This window comes from Pseudothermotoga sp. U03pept (genome assembly GCF_051235805.1).
In the GTDB taxonomy this organism is placed as follows: Bacteria; Thermotogota; Thermotogae; order Thermotogales; family DSM-5069; genus Pseudothermotoga_B.
In genome coordinates, this window is record NZ_JBPNXV010000001.1 from 1,333,341 (window position 1) to 1,348,678 (window position 15,338).

Sequence of the window (15,338 nt, forward strand, 5' to 3'; positions counted from 1 at the left end):
TGAAGATGGAACTTGGGATAATCAAAGTGAACAGTTCTCAAGAACTCTCTATAGAAGCTGGCGTTCATGAGCCACCAATTTCGATAATAGTCCGCACGGATTGGGAAGTCTTTCATAGTTCTATCAGAGAGCTTTTGTTACCATCAAAAGAATTGAGAATCAGATCTTTCTCCCAAAATCAAGATGTCGTCAGAACAAACCAGGTGAATTTGAACAAATTGGTTTCTGTGAAGGAGGGAAGTATCAACCCAAGAATCTGCACCGAAGTATTTTTTCAGAGTAGTTCTTTGAAAGAAGACCTTCGAGAAGAAAACCTAAACTTTGAAGGTACACAGCCGCAGAACCTCAGTCTGATCGAAACCGAGGTCAAAGAGAAAAACCTTCCAGTTTTGAAAATCACGAGATTCAAACCCACACCTTTTCCCAAAACGGAACAGGCTTTACAAGCCCTTGAGAATTTCTTGATTCGAAATAAAAGGGAAATTGACAGACTGCAGTTCATTGGATACTACAGGTCCGTTCCATTAGAGAGTGCAAAAAGGTACTTGATCGTAGAAAGAGATCTTGTCTTAGAGCTGTCTCAAAAAAAATCGAAAAGATTAGATCTGTTTGTTTTCAAGTGCGAGGATGAGTATATACTTGTGTCAGTCTCTCGAAAGTAGGGCTTTTAGAAATGAGAACACATCCTCTGGTTCTATGTCGTAGAAAAAGTATGACTTGAGCCTTTCGTTGTACAGATATTTTCGGCAAATATCTATTTCGAGTTGTTTCTCGCTCTGTAGTTGTAATGTGTTGTCGGTGTATTTTATGCTCCTTATTCCTCTCTTCGATGCGATTATCCTTATCTTAAAAAGGTCTAACAAAGAGGTTACCTGTTCTGGGTACTCACCGAATCTATCTCTCATCTCGAGAGAAATATCATCGAGTTCTTCAAGATTTCTGCATGATGCCAGTCTTCTGTATATTCTCATGCGTTCCATAGGGTTTTCCACGTAATACGAAGGAATGATCAACTCGCCTGGGATACCTTCGATCTGTGTTTCAACTCTTTCGTTGTCATCTTCAGATCTTTCTTTTCTTGCTTCTCTCAGCTGTTCTTGCAGGATTTCGGTGTACAGATTGAGACCTATTTCGTTGATCATCCCATGCTGTTCAAGGCCAAAAACAGAACCTATCCCTCTCATTTGCATATCCTTTATCGCAAGCTGTAGACCACTCCCTGGCCCTGAGAACTGCCTTATCACTTGCAGTCTCCTTGTAGCTTTGTCCTCAACTTCAGAATCATAGAGGAAATAGGCAAAAGCCCTCCTGTCACTGCGTCCGACTCTGCCTCTGAGTTGGTAGAGCTGTGCCAGACCATACCGGTGAGAATCATCAACTATTAAGGTATTGGCATTTGGTATATCGATCCCGTTCTCGAGAATAGAAGTGCAGACTATCACATCAGATCTGTTCTCATAGAAGGATCTCACAGCTTCCGACAGTTTCTTTGAACTCATTCGCCCGTGAGCAACAACAATTCTTACCTGTGGCACAATCTTCTTCACTTTCTCATAAACGTCCTGTATATCGTTTATTCTGTTGTGTACATAGATCACTTGACCTCCTCTGTTGATTTCTCTGAGTATGGCAGCCCTGACGAGTTGATCACTGTATCTCGCAACATAGGTTATAACCGGCTGTCTGCCAAGTGGCGGTGTCTGTAGAACGCTCATGTCTTTCATACCAGTCAGAGCCATGTGAAGAGTTCTCGGAATAGGCGTGGCGCTGAGGGTCAAAACATTGACATTTATTCTCAGCTTTTTGAATTTCTCCTTCTGCTCTACCCCAAAGTTCTGTTCCTCATCTATGATGACAAGCCCCAAATCTGAAAATTGCAGCTCATCTGATAAGAGTGAGTGAGTTCCAACAATGACGTCTATATCACCATTACGCAATTTTTCCAAAATCCTTGCCCTCTGAGATTTGCTCGTCGAACGTTCCATAATCTCAACTACGATTCCAAAGGGTTCCATTCTTTCTCTAAAAGTCTTGTAGTGTTGTTTAGCCAAGACTGTAGTAGGTACCAAGATTGCAACTTGCTTGCCAGAAACAACACACCTGAACGCAGCTCTCATTGCTACCTCGGTCTTTCCGTAGCCCGCATCACCACAGAGTAACCTGTCCATGGGTTTATCACTTACCAAATCGCTCAGTACCTCTTCAACTGCGACGAGTTGGTCTTGCGTTTCAATGTAAGGAAAGGTGCGAGCAAACTCTCTTTCAAGCATTTCATCACCAGCCAGTCCTAAGCCCCACACTTCTTGTCTCTTCGTGTATATCTGAACCAGCTGTTGGATTTTCTCTTTGAGGTTTTTTCTCACCTTGTCAACTCGTCTTTTCCAACTGTGAGAATTCAGTCTATCTATCTTAACGCTTTCAGTATCTCCAAGATATTTGTGCACTCTGTCAAGGGTTTCAACGGGTACATAGATCATCGAATCTTCGTACTTTATCACAACGTATTCCTTAATACCAAGGGCATTGTGTATCCTCTCGACTCCTCGGTAAACGCCTATCCCATAATCTTTGTGAACAACGTAGTCACCAATGTTGAGATCTTCTTCACTCAAAATTGGCGCTTGTTCTACTTGTGAGATCTTCCCAGCTACTTTAAGTTCACCCAAATCTATTTCGATTGGCGTGAAACTGCCGATGAATTTCACCAACTCTGACAGCCTTATCTGCGAGTTTTCGACGTAATCATCGAGTAATTCCTTATCAAGGATTTCACGGCTTTCTTTTTCTCTTTTAACGAACTCCTCTTGGCATCTGTCAAAGTCTGCTACTAGAACACGAAAATCAGCATATTCGAAGATCGTGGAATTCGAGCCTGCCTTACCAGGTACTGTGTCGAAGGAATGAAGATCACCAACGTACTCACGTGCGGGAAGCAAGGTGATTTCGTCGACTGGCATGATAGAACGTTGCGAAACAGCATCGAAGAACCTGAGGCTCTCTATCATGTCTCCGAACAACTCTACGCGAACTGGTTTGTCATACAGTGGACCAAAGAAGTCGATGATATCACCGCGAACTGAGAATTCCCCCTGAGTCCTTACAAGGAAAGCTCTTTCATAACCAAGTTCATAGAGGTATTTTCCAAAATCGTACAACCTGTCCCCAATTTTCAAAGTTCTCGAAAACTTTCTGAGTTGCTCTGGAGAAAACGTTTTTCTACTGATTGCATGAAGTGTACTGACTATTACCTCGCGCGAACCGTTCAGCAGTCCCCACAGAACCTCTATTCGATTTCTTCTCACCGAAAAGGACACAGAAATCTCTTCAAATGGAAAGACGTCGTGCGATGGAAAGTACAGAAAATTGTATTTCGATGCCAACAGATGAGCATCGTGTTCAGTTGGAACAATTATCAAGACATCTCTGTCTTTCAGTCTTTTGAGAAGATCATCGATGGTCATATTCAAATCCCACTACTTGAAAGGTTCTCAAACGTGAGTTTTCGGATTTGATCCATTCTGTTCTCACAGGAACAGCGAAATCTTTTTCGATGAAACCATGAAAAACACTTGTTCTTGCTACCGGATTGTTGTACAAAGATGGATTGAGAAGAACTTTAAGTTTCACTGGCTTTTTCAAGATCTCTATCTCTTCTATCGTTTTCACATCTTTCATTCTTCGGATCAACTCATTTGATTGTGAATCATTCAGATGTGGTAAGACATTCACCAAAGCGATATTCTTAGAGAGAGGTCCGATTATCTTAACATTTGCTACTGTATGTCTGTAATCGATTTCCCTCAGAAATTTGAGCAACACTTCGTTCGATCGATCAACGGCATCACCATGATAGGAAGTACTTACAAGCATCTTCAGAAGATGCTTGAGTTTACACCCTTCGCGTTGTGTAGACTCACCTATTTTCATCGGCTTGATACCAAGATAATCGATCAAGAGTCTGATCGTATCTTTGTCTAAATCTTTCAAAGGCGAATAGACTCTGCCGTTCATTTTCACGCCGTTCTTGCCCCAACTGTCTGAGAGATTTGAGCCTGTCGCAACCACAAAGTCTCCTCTAATGGAAAGGATGAGATCAAGTTTGGCATAGCGAGTACACATGTTACAACTTGGACCATGACGCCAGACCTCCGATTGTCTTCGCTGACCGTTTATAAAGGTGTGTCTCAGCCCAAGTTCTTGAGCCACCTTCATCGCTCCAGATCTTGCGTTGTCGTACATGAACGGACCCCAATCTACTGTGATTAGTTCAACTTTCTCACTGCCAAGTGCTATTTTTGCAAGAGCAGCGACGAGTGAGCTATCCTCTCCAGCTGAGAAAGCAACCACTAGTCTTTCTGGGACAAAAGCTCTGATTTCCGATACTATGTTGTCTACAATCTGTTGAAATTTACTCTCAATTGGTCCACGCATATATCAACTAATGCAAAACTTCCATCGCAAAGCGCACCAGGGTTTATGAATCTCACAGATTCAACGAAGGAATCATCTGCGGAATGAGTATGACCATAAAAGACTATCTGTGGCTTGTTTTTGAAGGTGGAAAGAATTCTCTCACGTATCTGATGTGGTGCACCCCAACCATGACAGATACCTATCATCAATGAATCAATCTGAACCAGGGTTTGTGAAGGCAGGTATTCTTTCACATCTGCATAATCCATATTGCCGTGAACGCCGTGGAATTGCCTGGAATACGTTTTCAGAGTCAAAACCGTATCGAGATCAACAAAATCACCACAAGCTATTGTCATATCAGCCTCTTGTAGTAAATTCAGCAGTGAGTTGGGTAAGGTCGATAGTCTAACAGGCACATGTAAATCAGAAACAAGCAGAATCCTCAACCTTTTGCCTTCCTTTCGATAACAATCGAGGCAGCGCCCAAGATGCCTGCATCCTTACCGAGTTGACTCAACTTCACTTGATAAGTACCCAGCATCGTTGGCAGAACATAGTTTTTTGATCTCTCAAGCACAGGATTCAATAAGAAATCGCCTGCATTCGCTATGCCTCCACCAAGAATCACAAGTTGTGGATTGAAGATGTTCACCAAAGTACCTATCGCCACTGCCAAAGCTTCCGTAACGGTGTTGAATATACTCAGAGCAAATTGATCACCACTCCTGGCATGTTCGAAGATATCCTTTGGTGTAACTTGATCTGGATTTTTATCTCTAAACAACGATGAATTGGTGTGTCTTTCATAACCGTCGAGTACGAATTTTTTCATCGCAGTGGCAGAGGCAAGCGCTTCAAGACAACCATTTGAGCCGCAACCGCACTTTGGACCGTTGGGGATCACATTCATATGTCCCAACTCGGCACCGATACCCGTGCTCCCTCTCAAAAGCACTCCATGTGTGATCACACCGCCACCAATACCTGTCCCAAGCGTTAGACACACGAGATGTTCGAAGCCCTTGCCAACACCAAAGGTATTTTCGCCAAGTGCATACGCATTAGCATCGTTTTCAACAAAAACTTCTAAGTTGGTGTATTTTTTGATTTCATCAGCCAAGGGAAAATCGTGCCAACCAGGGAAGTTGGGAGAAAACTTCACAACGCCTCTTTTGTGATCCACACTACCAGGAGAACCTACACCCACAGCAGAAACATCTGCAGAGCCACGTACTTTGACTACCGCCTCTGCTAATCTTTTTGCAACTGCTTCAGGTCCTTCTTGAACCTTTGTTTTGCCTTCGATGCGATCAAGAATTTCTCCAGTCTCATTTACCAATCCAACTGCAAAGTTGGTCCCACCAAGATCTATTCCTATGACCTTCAAGGGCTCTACCTCCGACTAATATTTTACCTTCTGCTGGTCGATTAGAGCAAGGAAGTCTTCATTCGATTCTGTTTCTTGAAGTTTTCTTAAAATAAAGTTCAGCCCCTCTTCTTCTGTCATACCACTTAAAACTCTTCTGAGTATCCACATTTTCTTGAGAACATCTTCACTTAACAACAGCTCTTCTTTTCGTGTTCCTGAAAGCTGGAGATTTATGGCAGGAAAGATTCTCTTGTTGGCAAGCTGTCTTGAGAGAACGAGTTCCATGTTACCAGTGCCTTTGAATTCTTCAAAGATCACCTCATCCATCTTCGAACCAGTTTCGATCAGAGTTGTTGCGATGATCGTCAAACTTCCACCTTCACGTGTGTTTCTTGCTGCGCCGAAAAAGTGCTTAGGCTTGTAAAGAGCCGCTGGGTCCACTCCACCGCTGAGTAACTTTCCACTGGGCGGCACATGTATGTTGTAGACCCTTGCAAGTCTGGTCAAACTGTCAAGCAAGATCACAACATCGTGGCCGTACTCAACCAATCTCTTTGCCATCTCAAGGGTGAGTTCGGCAACCTTTATTTGTTTGTCGGGTGCCATGTCGAATGGTGCCGCGATAACCTGTGCGTTAACAGACTCTCGTATGTCTGTGACTTCTTCTGGTCGCTCATCTATCAGTAGGACTATTCTGTGTGTTTCTGGGTGGTTTGCTGCAATGCCATTGGCTATCTCCTTGAGCAAAGTTGTTTTACCAGCCTTTGGAGGAGCGACTATCATTGCGCGTTGGCCCTTACCTGTTGGTGCGAAGATGTCGATCAGTCTTGTTGAGACGATATCTCTTGAGGTCTCAAGTACGAATCTCTCTTTTGGGTAATCGGGAGTGAGGTTCTCGAAGTTCACTCTTTCGCTCGTTGCTTCTGGTGGTCTGAAGTTGACTGCTTCAATCTTTATCATTGCGAAGAACTTCTCACTTTCTTTTGGTGGTCTTATGATCCCCGATATGATATCTCCGGTGTTGAGATTGAATTTTCTGATCTGAGACTGAGATATATAAATATCATTTGCACTAGGCAGCAAGTTGTCCCCACTTCTGAGGAAACCGTAGCCATCAGGATGAATCTCCAAGACACCCGTGCCAAAGAACAATCCGTGTGATTTTGCTTGAGCTTCGAGTATCGAGAAGATCAAGTCACGTTTCCTCATACTTGTGTATCTAGGTATGTCGTACTTCTTGGCTAGATCGTACAGTTCCTTGATTGTCATCCGTTCGAGGTCATCAATTTTGACAGTAATGCTTTCGCCTTTCTCTTGATCGTTGCTGTTTACCAAGGAAAAACACCTCCATGCTAAATGTTTTCGTCAGTTCAAAACGAAGATTAAAACACTCAAAAGGGCTGGATTTCACACGAAAGGGTTACACATAGAATTTACCAGATAAACATCATTTAGTCAAGTGATTTGAAAAAAGGAAACCCCCTCGGTGGGGGGATCTTCCTCACTGTTTTTCTACAATTTGAAGCAAGACCATTTCGGCTGCATCGCCACGTCTCTTTCCAATGCGTACGATTCTCGTGAAACCACTCGTTTTCTCAAGAGGTTTTGCTATTTCATCAACAAGTTTGTTTGTCAATCTTCTATCGCTGAGATAGTAATCTATCTGCCTTCTGAGGGAAACGCTATCTTTCTTTTCGAGTTTCGATGCTTTAACAGCCTTCGTCATGATTTTCTCAAAAGCCCTTTGGACTACTTTTGCTTTGGTGATGGTAGTCACAATACTCTTGTGTTCAACCAACTCTCTCATCTGGTTTTTCAAAAGAGAGCGAGTATGACTGCCATATGTTCCTATCTTGTTCTTCAGCATTCTGTGTCTCATAACTCAGCCTCCTTTTTTGAGCGTGAGACCAAATTTCTCCATAAGCTTCTGCTTTATTTCTTCAAGCGACTTTGGACCGAAATTCTTGATCTTCAGGAGATCTTGCTCAGTTCGTTTCATCAGATCTCCAATAGTTTCGATTTTGTCTCTTCTCAAACAGTTCAGTGATCTTATGGTCAGATCAAGTTCATCGATCTTTCTTGAGTAAACTGCTTCCTCTTCGCTCACCTCTTGTTCAGGTTTTGCTTCCTCATGAGAAACAGTGACGAACTCTGCTGTAAGCGGTACAAAATCTCCCGGCAAGGACTCTGTGATGATCTGCAGATGATTTGTTAAAACCTCTACGGCTCTCTTCAAAGCTTCGTTTGGGAATATAGTCTTCTTTGTCCATATTTCCAGAATCATCTTGTCGTAATCGGTCCGTTTCTCTACCCTTGCACTTTCCACTTTGAAATTCACTTTCATCACGGGTGAAAAGACTCCATCAATTGGAATCCAACCAATATCGGGATGTTCTTCCAGTTCATTGGCTGGTACAAATCCTTTCCCAGCTTGGGCATACAGTTCAAAGAAGAGATCAGCCTCTTCATCGAGAGTAGCTATCTTTAGAGATGGGTTTGCCACCTCGATTCCAGCTGGAACTTTGATATCACCTGCGGTTAGTAAACCGGGTCCTTTTTTCTCGACGACAAGCTTTACCTTTTCTTTTATGGGAATCTCTGCTCTTAGTTGAACCCTTTTCAGGTTCATCGTTATCTCTAAAATATCTTCCTTCACGCCAGAAATCGTGTCGAATTCGTGGTATTTTTCTGGCTTTATGAATTTAATTCCCACAATAGCAATAGATGGGATTGAGGAAAGCAAAACACGCCTTAGTGCATTTCCAATAGTCGTACCAAACCCCTTTTCCATTGGTCCAAATGCATACCTGGCATAATAATATTCAGCCTCTGCCCTTTCTTCTTCTATCTTCAGTTTCTTAGGAACCACGTATCCGATCACACAGATCACCTCGAGTAGAATTCCACTATTGCTTGAACATCTACTGGCAGATCTGTTACTTCCTCAAGATTCGGAAATCTTACAAATGTGCCTCTGTACGATTCAGTTTCTACTTCGACCCATGGTACCTTTGTCCTGTCTTTGGATGTCTCCAAGGCTTCTTTGATAACGTTCAACGATCTGCTCTTCTCACTGACTTCAACTACATCACCTGGTTTCAATCTGTAAGAAGGAACATCCACCTTCACACCGTTTATCAAGAAGTGCCCATGAGTGACTAGCTGCCTGGCTTGTTTTCTGTTAATGGCAAATCCCATTCTGTAAACGACATTGTCCACGCGTGATTCTACAAGTCTCACAAGATTCTCTCGAGTGTCACCTGACATTCTCAAAGCTTTTTCAAAGTAGCGCTCGAACTGTCTTTCCACAATACCGTATATTCTTTTCATAACCTGCTTTGCACGTAACTGTGTCCCGTACTGCGAGAGTTTTCCACGTTGACGTCCGTGATCACCTGGTGCATAAGATCTTCTATCGAAAGGACAGTGATCAGTAAAACATCTTTCGCCTTTCAAATAGAGTTTCATCGCTTCTCTACGACACAACCTGCAAGCTGGTCCAGTGTATCTTGCCATTGCATTCCCTCCCTTAAACTCTGCGTTTCTTCTTCGGTCTGCAGCCGTTGAAAGGTATAGGCGTTACATCTTTTATGTTGTCCACTTCAAGACCGGCTGCTTGAAGCGTCCTGATAGCCGCTTCACGACCAGAGCCGGGACCCTTAACCAAGACATCAACACGCTTAATGCCAAGTCTCAAGGCTTCCTTAGCAACTTTGTCAGCAGCAAGCTGAGCAGCATAAGGCGTTCCCTTTCGGGTACCCTCAAAACCTACTGTACCACTGCTTGCCCAAAGTATAGTCGAACCGTCAGCGTCAGACAGAGTCACTATAGTGTTGTTAAAAGTAGACTTTATGTGAACGATTCCCTTGTCAGTTAAGATCTTCCTCTTTTTCTTTCCTTCTGATCTCTTCGCCATAATCAACCCTCCTGTATCAGACTGCTTGTTCCTTCTTCTTCGTCTTTATCCTACTTGGTCTCGGCCCTTTTCTAGTCCTGGCGTTGGAACGAGTCCTCTGACCCCTGACTGGCAATCCAAGTTTGTGTCTCAATCCTCTGTAACAGCCGATGTCGATCAATCTCTTTATGTTTCTGTTCACTTCTGTCTTGAGTTCGCCCTCAACCTTGTAATGATCCTGAATGAACTTGGTTATCTTGCTGACCTCTTCGTCAGTGAGATCTTTGACTCTCTTGTCTGGATCAACACCTGTGTTCTTCAGGATTTCAAAGGCTCTTGTCTTACCGACACCGTAGAGATAAGTCAGGGCGACAAAACATTTTTTATTTCCAGGTAACTCCACACCCATGACACGCGCCATTCATTTCCCTCCTTGCCTTCAGCCTTGCTTCTGATTGTGCTTCGGGTTTGCCTTGCATACGATCAGAACACGACCTCTACGACGAACGATTTGACAATGTTCACATCTCTTCTTCACGGAAGATCTCACTTTCATATTTCATCAGCTCCTTTCTTCATCTTCCTCTCCTTTTTTGTCCAGCTTCTTTCTATAGACAATCCGTCCTTTTGAAAGATCATATATCGAAAGTTCGACTACAACCCTATCACCTGGAAAAAGTCTTATGAAATTCTTGCGCATTCTTCCCGAGACTTGGGCAAGAATCTTGTGTCCGTTGTCAAGTTCCACCAAAAAAGTTGCGTTTCTTCGTGCTTCTGTTATCGTTCCTTCCATTTTTATAACATCTTCCTTCGGCATTTCACCACCTCTTAGAACTGTGTTAGAACACGCACACCGTCATCGGTAACAAGGATAGTGTGTTCAAAGTGCACGCTTCTCTTCCCATCTGTCATTACAACAGTCCATCCATCATCGAGCGTTGATACCTGCCAATCTCCTTCACAGATCATTACTTCTATTGCCAAAGTCATACCCGATGAGAGTTTCACACCAGTCCCTGGCTTTCCGTAATTCGGTATCTCCGGCTCTTCATGAAGTTGCCTTCCTATGCCATGCCCTACGTAGTCTCTGATGACGTTAAAACCATTTGACTCGACGAAACTCTGTATCGCATAAGAGATATCGCCTACTCTAACTCCATCTTTCACAACGGATATTGCCCTTTCAAGTGCCTTTTGTCCTGTTTCCATCAATCTTTTACCAACTTCATCCACATCTCCTACCACGTATGTAATGGCACCATCACCGTAATAACTGTCATACACAGCACCAACGTCGATCGAAACCAAATCTCCTCTTGCGAAGACTTTACTCCTCAACGGTGCACCGTGTAAAACTTCCTCGTTCACCGAGACACAAGTTGCATACTTATAACCTCTGTATCCCTTGAAAGCAGGTTTTACATTCATTTCCCTGAATTTGGCGAGAACAAAATCCTCAATATCACGGGCATTAGCACCTTCGCGCACGATATCTTTGACTTCGTTTAGTACAGCAGCAACCGCACGACAAGCAACTGACATATTTTGAAGCTCTGCTTCGGATTTAACCCTTATCAAGTTCTCACCTTTTCTAATCTATCAAGTACCTTCTTGACCAGGTCCTGATGATCGACCTCTGAATTCACTTGAATTAAGATCCCTTTCTTGCGGTAGTAATCAACTAAAGGTTCGGTCAACTCATGATAGAGACGATATCTCCTTCTTACTACCTCCTCTCTATCATCGTCCCGAACCACAACTTTGACCTGGCAATCGTCACAAAGTTCATCGTTTTTGGGTGGCATCGAAATCATGTTGTATATTCTGCCGCATTTCGGACAAACTCTTCTGTTCGTAAGTCTTTTGACAACAACCTCTTCACTTATTTCTAATGAAATCACTGCATCGAGTTTTGCAGATATCTTAGATAGAATTTCGTCCAGTGTGACAGCCTGCGGAACTGTTCTTGGATAACCGTCGAATATGAATCCACTTCGGCAGTCATCTTTTTTCAATCTTTCCTCCACAACTTGGTTAACGATTTCATCCGGAACAAGTGCACCAGACTGAATGATACTTTGAACCTTTCGCCCCAACTCCGTGCCAGCAGCCACAGCTTCTCTGAACATATCTCCTGTTGAAATGTGAGGTATGTTCAGATGATTTACCAAATCCTTGGCGAGCGTACCCTTTCCTGCTCCTGGTGCCCCAAGCAAGACCAATCTCATCTTCCTTTTATCCTCCCCTTCTTGATGAAACCCTCATAATGCCTCATGATCAGGTGGGCTTCCATCTGTTGCAAAACATCCAATGCCACACCAACTGCGATCAGAGTCGACGTACCTCCTATTACTATGTCAACTTTGGTGACACCTTCAACCAAATGGGGCAGTAAGGCAATGACAACCAAGAAAACAGCACCCATGAAGGTTACTCTGTTGACTATCTTCTGTATGTACTCTTCTGTTGGTTTCCCTGGTCTTATACCGGGTATGAATCCTCCATATTTTCTCACGTTTTCTGAGACATCATGTGGATCGAACACAACAACACTGTAAAAGTATGTGAAGAAGAAAACCAGGACACCATACAATATGATGTACATAGCACTACCAGGTCCAAGTAAGCGCCTCAGAAAATCCCAGTTTGCCATCTGTGCTATTGCAGCTGGGATCATCAGTATTGCACTTGCAAAGATTATGGGTATCACTCCACCTTGGTTGACCTTCACAGGTATATAGGTGGATGCACCACCGTAAACCCTTCTACCAGTCACTCGAGTTGCATACTGTATGGTAATACGTCTTTCGGCTTGCTGCACGTATATCACACCGGCAACTGTTACCAAAGCAATCGCGACGAGGAAAATCCATCCAAAGATGTTGAGCCTTCCAAGCAAGATTCTGGCAAAGTAATTTGGGTATCTTGCCACTATACCAGCAAAGATCAATATAGAAATACCATTGCCTATGCCCTTCTCGGTAATTCTGTCACCAAGCCACAGCAAAAACATTGTTCCAGCAAGCATCGAGACAGTCGAAATCATCACGAACGCAAAGGGATTGATACCGTAAGAAACTATATCTGGATTTTGCCTGACAAGGCTGAAGGAAACTATGAATGACTGAAAAGCACCCAACAAAACCGTTAAGTTACGTGTGTACTGGGCAAATTTCTTTCTTCCCTCTTCGCCCTCTCTGAGCATGTCACGAAGTTTCGGTATCACAGAAGACAGAAGTTGTAACACGATCGATGCGTTGATATATGGAGTCACGCTCATGGCAAAGATAGAAAAGTTTTCCAAAGCACCGCCTGTGAAAACATCGTAGAAACTCAGTATACCTCCTGCAGCTGTTTCACCGAATCTCTTAAAGGCTTCGCCCCAAGCCTGGATGTTTATCCCTGGAATGGGAATATAGATACCAAGCCTGAAAACGATCAAAGTAGCAATCGTGAACAAAATCCTATCCCGCAATTCAGGTATCCTGAAGGCGTTCTGCAGCGCTTTCCACACGCTATATCACCTCTGCCTTACCACCAACCATCTCTATTGCCTTCTTGGCGGTCTTGCTGAATGCGTGAGCTTTGACCGTAAGTGGTTTTGTCAGTTCACCATTACCGAGTATTTTTATCCCGTCTTTTATGTCTTTGACTAAACCTTTTCTGACAAGTGTCTCTGGGGTGACTTCTTCATTTGTTTCGAATCTCTCTTCGAGCATTCTGAGATTCACCACAGCATAATTTTTGTGTGTGAAGCTCTTGAAACCTACCTTTGGCAGTCTTCTATGAAGTGGGGTCTGTCCACCTTCTAACCACAGATGAACCTTTCCAGAACCCCTGGATTTCTGACCCTTGTGTCCTCTTCCACCAGTTTTGCCAAGCCCTGAGCCAATTCCACGCCCAACTCTCTTGGGTTTTCTCACCGAACCCGGAGTTGGCTTGAGATCTTCAAGTTTTAGCATAGCTTATTCCTCCTTCTCTTCTAACTCTTTCACACAAACCAAGTGCTTGATCTTACTTATCATTCCTCTGATCTGAGGATTGTCTTCCTTTACAACTACGTCGTGAAGTTTTCTTAAACCGAGCGCTTTCACAGTCTCTCTTTGATCGTATTTGTATCCAACTGGGCTTCTGATCAACTCAATCGAAATCTTGGACATCCTCAGACCTCCTTTCTTGCCCCGCGCAAGATTTGACTTATCGTCACGTCGCGCATTTTGGCAGCCTTATCTGGAGAAACTAAGGCTTTCAGACCATTCAGTGTAGCGAGAGCCAAATTGACAGCTGTAGACGAGCCGAGTGATTTGGTCAATATATTCTGTATACCAGCCAACTCAACAACTGCTCTCACAGTGCTGCCTGCGATGATACCAGTACCGGGTGCGGCAGGTTTCAGCAGTACTTTCGATGCATCTTGTTTTCCAACAACCTCATGAGGTATTGTGCTCTTGTAAAGTGGAACATCGACTATAGATGCGCGTGCCGCACTAATCGCTTTTCTGATCGCCTCTGGAACCTCTCTCGCTTTCCCTAGTCCTACTCCAACCTTACCCTTCCTGTTTCCAACAACTGCGAGAACTCGAAAACTCAGCGTTTTGCCACCCTTCGTAACCTTGGCAGTGCGCTTTATTTCAACTATTCGTTCTTCAAATTCCTCCGATTCTCTCTTTATCAATTCTTCTTCGAGTATTTCATCCATCTATCCCTGCACCTCCTCAGAACTTCAGGCCGGTTTCTCTGGCAGCATCGGCAAGCTCTTTAACTCGTCCGTGAAATTTGAATCCTCCACGATCGAAGACCACTTGATCTATACCTTTTGCAAGGGCACGCTGAGCGATCAGCTTTCCAACCTCTCTCGCAGCTTCTCTATTGTAAGTCTTAGTTATCTTCTGCTTCAACTCTGGGTCAAGTGTAGATGCCGAAAGAATCGTGTGCCCCTTTGTATCGTCTATCAACTGAGCATAGATATGTTTTTCACTCCTAAAGATTGAAAGCCTTGGTTTTTCTGGTGTGCCAAAGACCTTTTTCCTTATTCTCAAGTGTCTCCTTAATCTTTGTGTTCTTCTGTCCAGTTTCTTTATCACACTATATGCCCCCTTTATTTTTTCTTACCTTCTTTACGAATTACCACTTCATCCTTGTACTTGATACCCTTTCCTGTGTAGACGTTGACCTTTCTGAACGACCTGATCTGTGCTGCAAAGTGTCCTACTTTTTCTTTGTCTATACCTTTGACCAGTATCACGTTCGGAGCAGGTGTTTCAACAGTTACATTCACTGGTGGTTCAAGAACAACGGGATGTGTATAACCAACCTGCAAAGAGAGTTTGTTTCCCTGTGTTTGTGCTCTGTATCCAACGCCAACAATCTCGAGTTGTTTTTCAAAACCTTTCGTCACTCCATCAACCATACTTCTTATCAAAGACCAGTACGTGCCTTGATATGTCTTAAGGATCTTTCTCTGGGACTTGCGAACTATAACTTCTTCATTCTGATCGACGTGAATTTTCTTGTCCTCTAAAGTAACCTTTACGTACTCGGGGAAGCTACGTTGAAGAGTACCCTTCGGTCCCTTTACGGTTATGGTGTTTCCTTCTATTTGAACCTGCACACCTGTTGGTACTATTATGGGTTTCTTTCCAAGTCTCGACATACCAA

Annotated in this window: 21 protein-coding genes; 1 reads left to right on the plus strand and 20 read right to left on the minus strand. The window is 43.5% G+C overall.

Annotation, left to right across the window (positions count from 1 at the left end):
* Positions 1-5: 5 nt before the first annotated feature.
* A complete protein-coding gene (locus tag ACSFC1_RS06540; RefSeq protein WP_435565305.1) occupies positions 6-662 on the plus strand; it encodes a hypothetical protein in 657 nt (218 codons plus the stop codon).
* On the opposite strand, the gene mfd is transcribed toward ACSFC1_RS06540, so the two are convergent.
* The 20 genes from mfd to rplF form a co-directional block, all read right to left on the minus strand.
* Positions 645-3,461, minus strand: a complete 2,817-nt coding sequence (gene mfd, locus ACSFC1_RS06545) for a transcription-repair coupling factor (protein WP_435565306.1) — start codon at positions 3,459-3,461, stop codon at positions 645-647. The genes ACSFC1_RS06540 and mfd overlap by 18 nt on opposite strands.
* Positions 3,448-4,431 (minus strand): ExsB family protein, encoded by a 984-nt coding sequence (locus ACSFC1_RS06550; protein WP_435565307.1) that lies wholly within the window; start codon positions 4,429-4,431, stop codon positions 3,448-3,450. Before ACSFC1_RS06550 ends, mfd begins: the two co-directional genes overlap by 14 nt.
* The gene (locus ACSFC1_RS06555; RefSeq protein WP_435565308.1) at positions 4,392-4,862 is read right to left on the minus strand and encodes a metallophosphoesterase family protein; all 471 of its coding nucleotides are present in this window, start codon (positions 4,860-4,862) and stop codon (positions 4,392-4,394) included. Before ACSFC1_RS06555 ends, ACSFC1_RS06550 begins: the two co-directional genes overlap by 40 nt.
* Positions 4,859-5,803: an ROK family glucokinase gene (locus tag ACSFC1_RS06560; protein ID WP_435565309.1), complete on the minus strand. Its 945-nt coding sequence runs from the start codon at positions 5,801-5,803 to the stop codon at positions 4,859-4,861. Before ACSFC1_RS06560 ends, ACSFC1_RS06555 begins: the two co-directional genes overlap by 4 nt.
* 15 nt (positions 5,804-5,818) lie before the next feature.
* Complete coding sequence (rho, locus tag ACSFC1_RS06565; RefSeq protein WP_435566004.1) at positions 5,819-7,084, minus strand: transcription termination factor Rho; 1,266 nt, start codon at positions 7,082-7,084, stop codon at positions 5,819-5,821.
* A 202-nt stretch (positions 7,085-7,286) separates the two neighbouring features.
* On the minus strand, positions 7,287-7,664 hold the full coding sequence (rplQ, locus tag ACSFC1_RS06570; RefSeq protein ID WP_435565310.1) for a 50S ribosomal protein L17: 378 nt from the start codon (positions 7,662-7,664) through the stop codon (positions 7,287-7,289).
* Positions 7,665-7,667: 3 nt separating this feature from the next.
* Positions 7,668-8,666 carry a DNA-directed RNA polymerase subunit alpha gene (locus tag ACSFC1_RS06575; RefSeq protein WP_435565311.1) on the minus strand — a complete coding sequence of 333 codons (999 nt, stop codon included), beginning with the start codon at positions 8,664-8,666 and terminating at the stop codon, positions 7,668-7,670.
* Positions 8,667-8,671: 5 nt separating this feature from the next.
* A complete protein-coding gene (rpsD, locus tag ACSFC1_RS06580; RefSeq protein WP_435565312.1) occupies positions 8,672-9,301 on the minus strand; it encodes a 30S ribosomal protein S4 in 630 nt (209 codons plus the stop codon).
* 13 nt (positions 9,302-9,314) lie between these two features.
* Complete coding sequence (gene rpsK / locus ACSFC1_RS06585) at positions 9,315-9,701, minus strand: 30S ribosomal protein S11 (protein WP_435565313.1); 387 nt, start codon at positions 9,699-9,701, stop codon at positions 9,315-9,317.
* Between the two features lie 16 nt (positions 9,702-9,717).
* Positions 9,718-10,101 (minus strand): 30S ribosomal protein S13, encoded by a 384-nt coding sequence (rpsM, locus tag ACSFC1_RS06590; protein WP_435565314.1) that lies wholly within the window; start codon positions 10,099-10,101, stop codon positions 9,718-9,720.
* 18 nt (positions 10,102-10,119) lie between these two features.
* Positions 10,120-10,236: a 50S ribosomal protein L36 gene (gene rpmJ / locus ACSFC1_RS06595; protein WP_435565315.1), complete on the minus strand. Its 117-nt coding sequence runs from the start codon at positions 10,234-10,236 to the stop codon at positions 10,120-10,122.
* Positions 10,237-10,242: 6 nt separating this feature from the next.
* Positions 10,243-10,497 (minus strand): translation initiation factor IF-1, encoded by a 255-nt coding sequence (gene infA, locus ACSFC1_RS06600; protein ID WP_435565316.1) that lies wholly within the window; start codon positions 10,495-10,497, stop codon positions 10,243-10,245.
* Between the two features lie 11 nt (positions 10,498-10,508).
* Positions 10,509-11,258 (minus strand): type I methionyl aminopeptidase, encoded by a 750-nt coding sequence (gene map / locus ACSFC1_RS06605; RefSeq protein ID WP_435565317.1) that lies wholly within the window; start codon positions 11,256-11,258, stop codon positions 10,509-10,511.
* Positions 11,255-11,908: an adenylate kinase gene (locus tag ACSFC1_RS06610; protein WP_435565318.1), complete on the minus strand. Its 654-nt coding sequence runs from the start codon at positions 11,906-11,908 to the stop codon at positions 11,255-11,257. The genes map and ACSFC1_RS06610 overlap by 4 nt, the downstream gene beginning before the upstream one ends.
* Positions 11,905-13,194 carry a preprotein translocase subunit SecY gene (secY, locus tag ACSFC1_RS06615; protein ID WP_435565319.1) on the minus strand — a complete coding sequence of 430 codons (1,290 nt, stop codon included), beginning with the start codon at positions 13,192-13,194 and terminating at the stop codon, positions 11,905-11,907. Before secY ends, ACSFC1_RS06610 begins: the two co-directional genes overlap by 4 nt.
* 1 nt (position 13,195) lies before the next feature.
* A complete protein-coding gene (gene rplO / locus ACSFC1_RS06620) occupies positions 13,196-13,642 on the minus strand; it encodes a 50S ribosomal protein L15 (protein WP_435565320.1) in 447 nt (148 codons plus the stop codon).
* A gap of 3 nt (positions 13,643-13,645) precedes the next feature.
* The gene (rpmD, locus tag ACSFC1_RS06625; RefSeq protein ID WP_435565321.1) at positions 13,646-13,840 is read right to left on the minus strand and encodes a 50S ribosomal protein L30; all 195 of its coding nucleotides are present in this window, start codon (positions 13,838-13,840) and stop codon (positions 13,646-13,648) included.
* Between the two features lie 2 nt (positions 13,841-13,842).
* On the minus strand, positions 13,843-14,379 hold the full coding sequence (rpsE, locus tag ACSFC1_RS06630; protein WP_435565322.1) for a 30S ribosomal protein S5: 537 nt from the start codon (positions 14,377-14,379) through the stop codon (positions 13,843-13,845).
* A 16-nt stretch (positions 14,380-14,395) separates the two neighbouring features.
* Complete coding sequence (rplR, locus tag ACSFC1_RS06635) at positions 14,396-14,764, minus strand: 50S ribosomal protein L18 (RefSeq protein ID WP_435565323.1); 369 nt, start codon at positions 14,762-14,764, stop codon at positions 14,396-14,398.
* Positions 14,765-14,778: 14 nt separating this feature from the next.
* The gene (gene rplF, locus ACSFC1_RS06640) at positions 14,779-15,333 is read right to left on the minus strand and encodes a 50S ribosomal protein L6 (protein ID WP_435565324.1); all 555 of its coding nucleotides are present in this window, start codon (positions 15,331-15,333) and stop codon (positions 14,779-14,781) included.
* Positions 15,334-15,338 lie beyond the last annotated feature (5 nt).

Bases quoted from the DNA above. Each gene is read 5' to 3' on its own strand.
- ACSFC1_RS06540 (WP_435565305.1), top strand. From the start codon at position 6: ATGGAACTTGGGATAATCAAAGTGAACAGTTCTCAAGAACTCTCTATA.
- mfd (WP_435565306.1), bottom strand. From the start codon at position 3,461: ATGACCATCGATGATCTTCTCAAAAGACTGAAAGACAGAGATGTCTTG.
- ACSFC1_RS06550 (WP_435565307.1), bottom strand. From the start codon at position 4,431: ATGCGTGGACCAATTGAGAGTAAATTTCAACAGATTGTAGACAACATA.
- rplQ (WP_435565310.1), bottom strand. From the start codon at position 7,664: ATGAGACACAGAATGCTGAAGAACAAGATAGGAACATATGGCAGTCAT.
- rpsD (WP_435565312.1), bottom strand. From the start codon at position 9,301: ATGGCAAGATACACTGGACCAGCTTGCAGGTTGTGTCGTAGAGAAGCG.
- rpsK (WP_435565313.1), bottom strand. From the start codon at position 9,701: ATGGCGAAGAGATCAGAAGGAAAGAAAAAGAGGAAGATCTTAACTGAC.
- rpsM (WP_435565314.1), bottom strand. From the start codon at position 10,101: ATGGCGCGTGTCATGGGTGTGGAGTTACCTGGAAATAAAAAATGTTTT.
- rpmJ (WP_435565315.1), bottom strand. From the start codon at position 10,236: ATGAAAGTGAGATCTTCCGTGAAGAAGAGATGTGAACATTGTCAAATC.
- infA (WP_435565316.1), bottom strand. From the start codon at position 10,497: ATGCCGAAGGAAGATGTTATAAAAATGGAAGGAACGATAACAGAAGCA.
- ACSFC1_RS06610 (WP_435565318.1), bottom strand. From the start codon at position 11,908: ATGAGATTGGTCTTGCTTGGGGCACCAGGAGCAGGAAAGGGTACGCTC.
- rplO (WP_435565320.1), bottom strand. From the start codon at position 13,642: ATGCTAAAACTTGAAGATCTCAAGCCAACTCCGGGTTCGGTGAGAAAA.
- rpmD (WP_435565321.1), bottom strand. From the start codon at position 13,840: ATGTCCAAGATTTCGATTGAGTTGATCAGAAGCCCAGTTGGATACAAA.
- rpsE (WP_435565322.1), bottom strand. From the start codon at position 14,379: ATGGATGAAATACTCGAAGAAGAATTGATAAAGAGAGAATCGGAGGAA.
- rplF (WP_435565324.1), bottom strand. From the start codon at position 15,333: ATGTCGAGACTTGGAAAGAAACCCATAATAGTACCAACAGGTGTGCAG.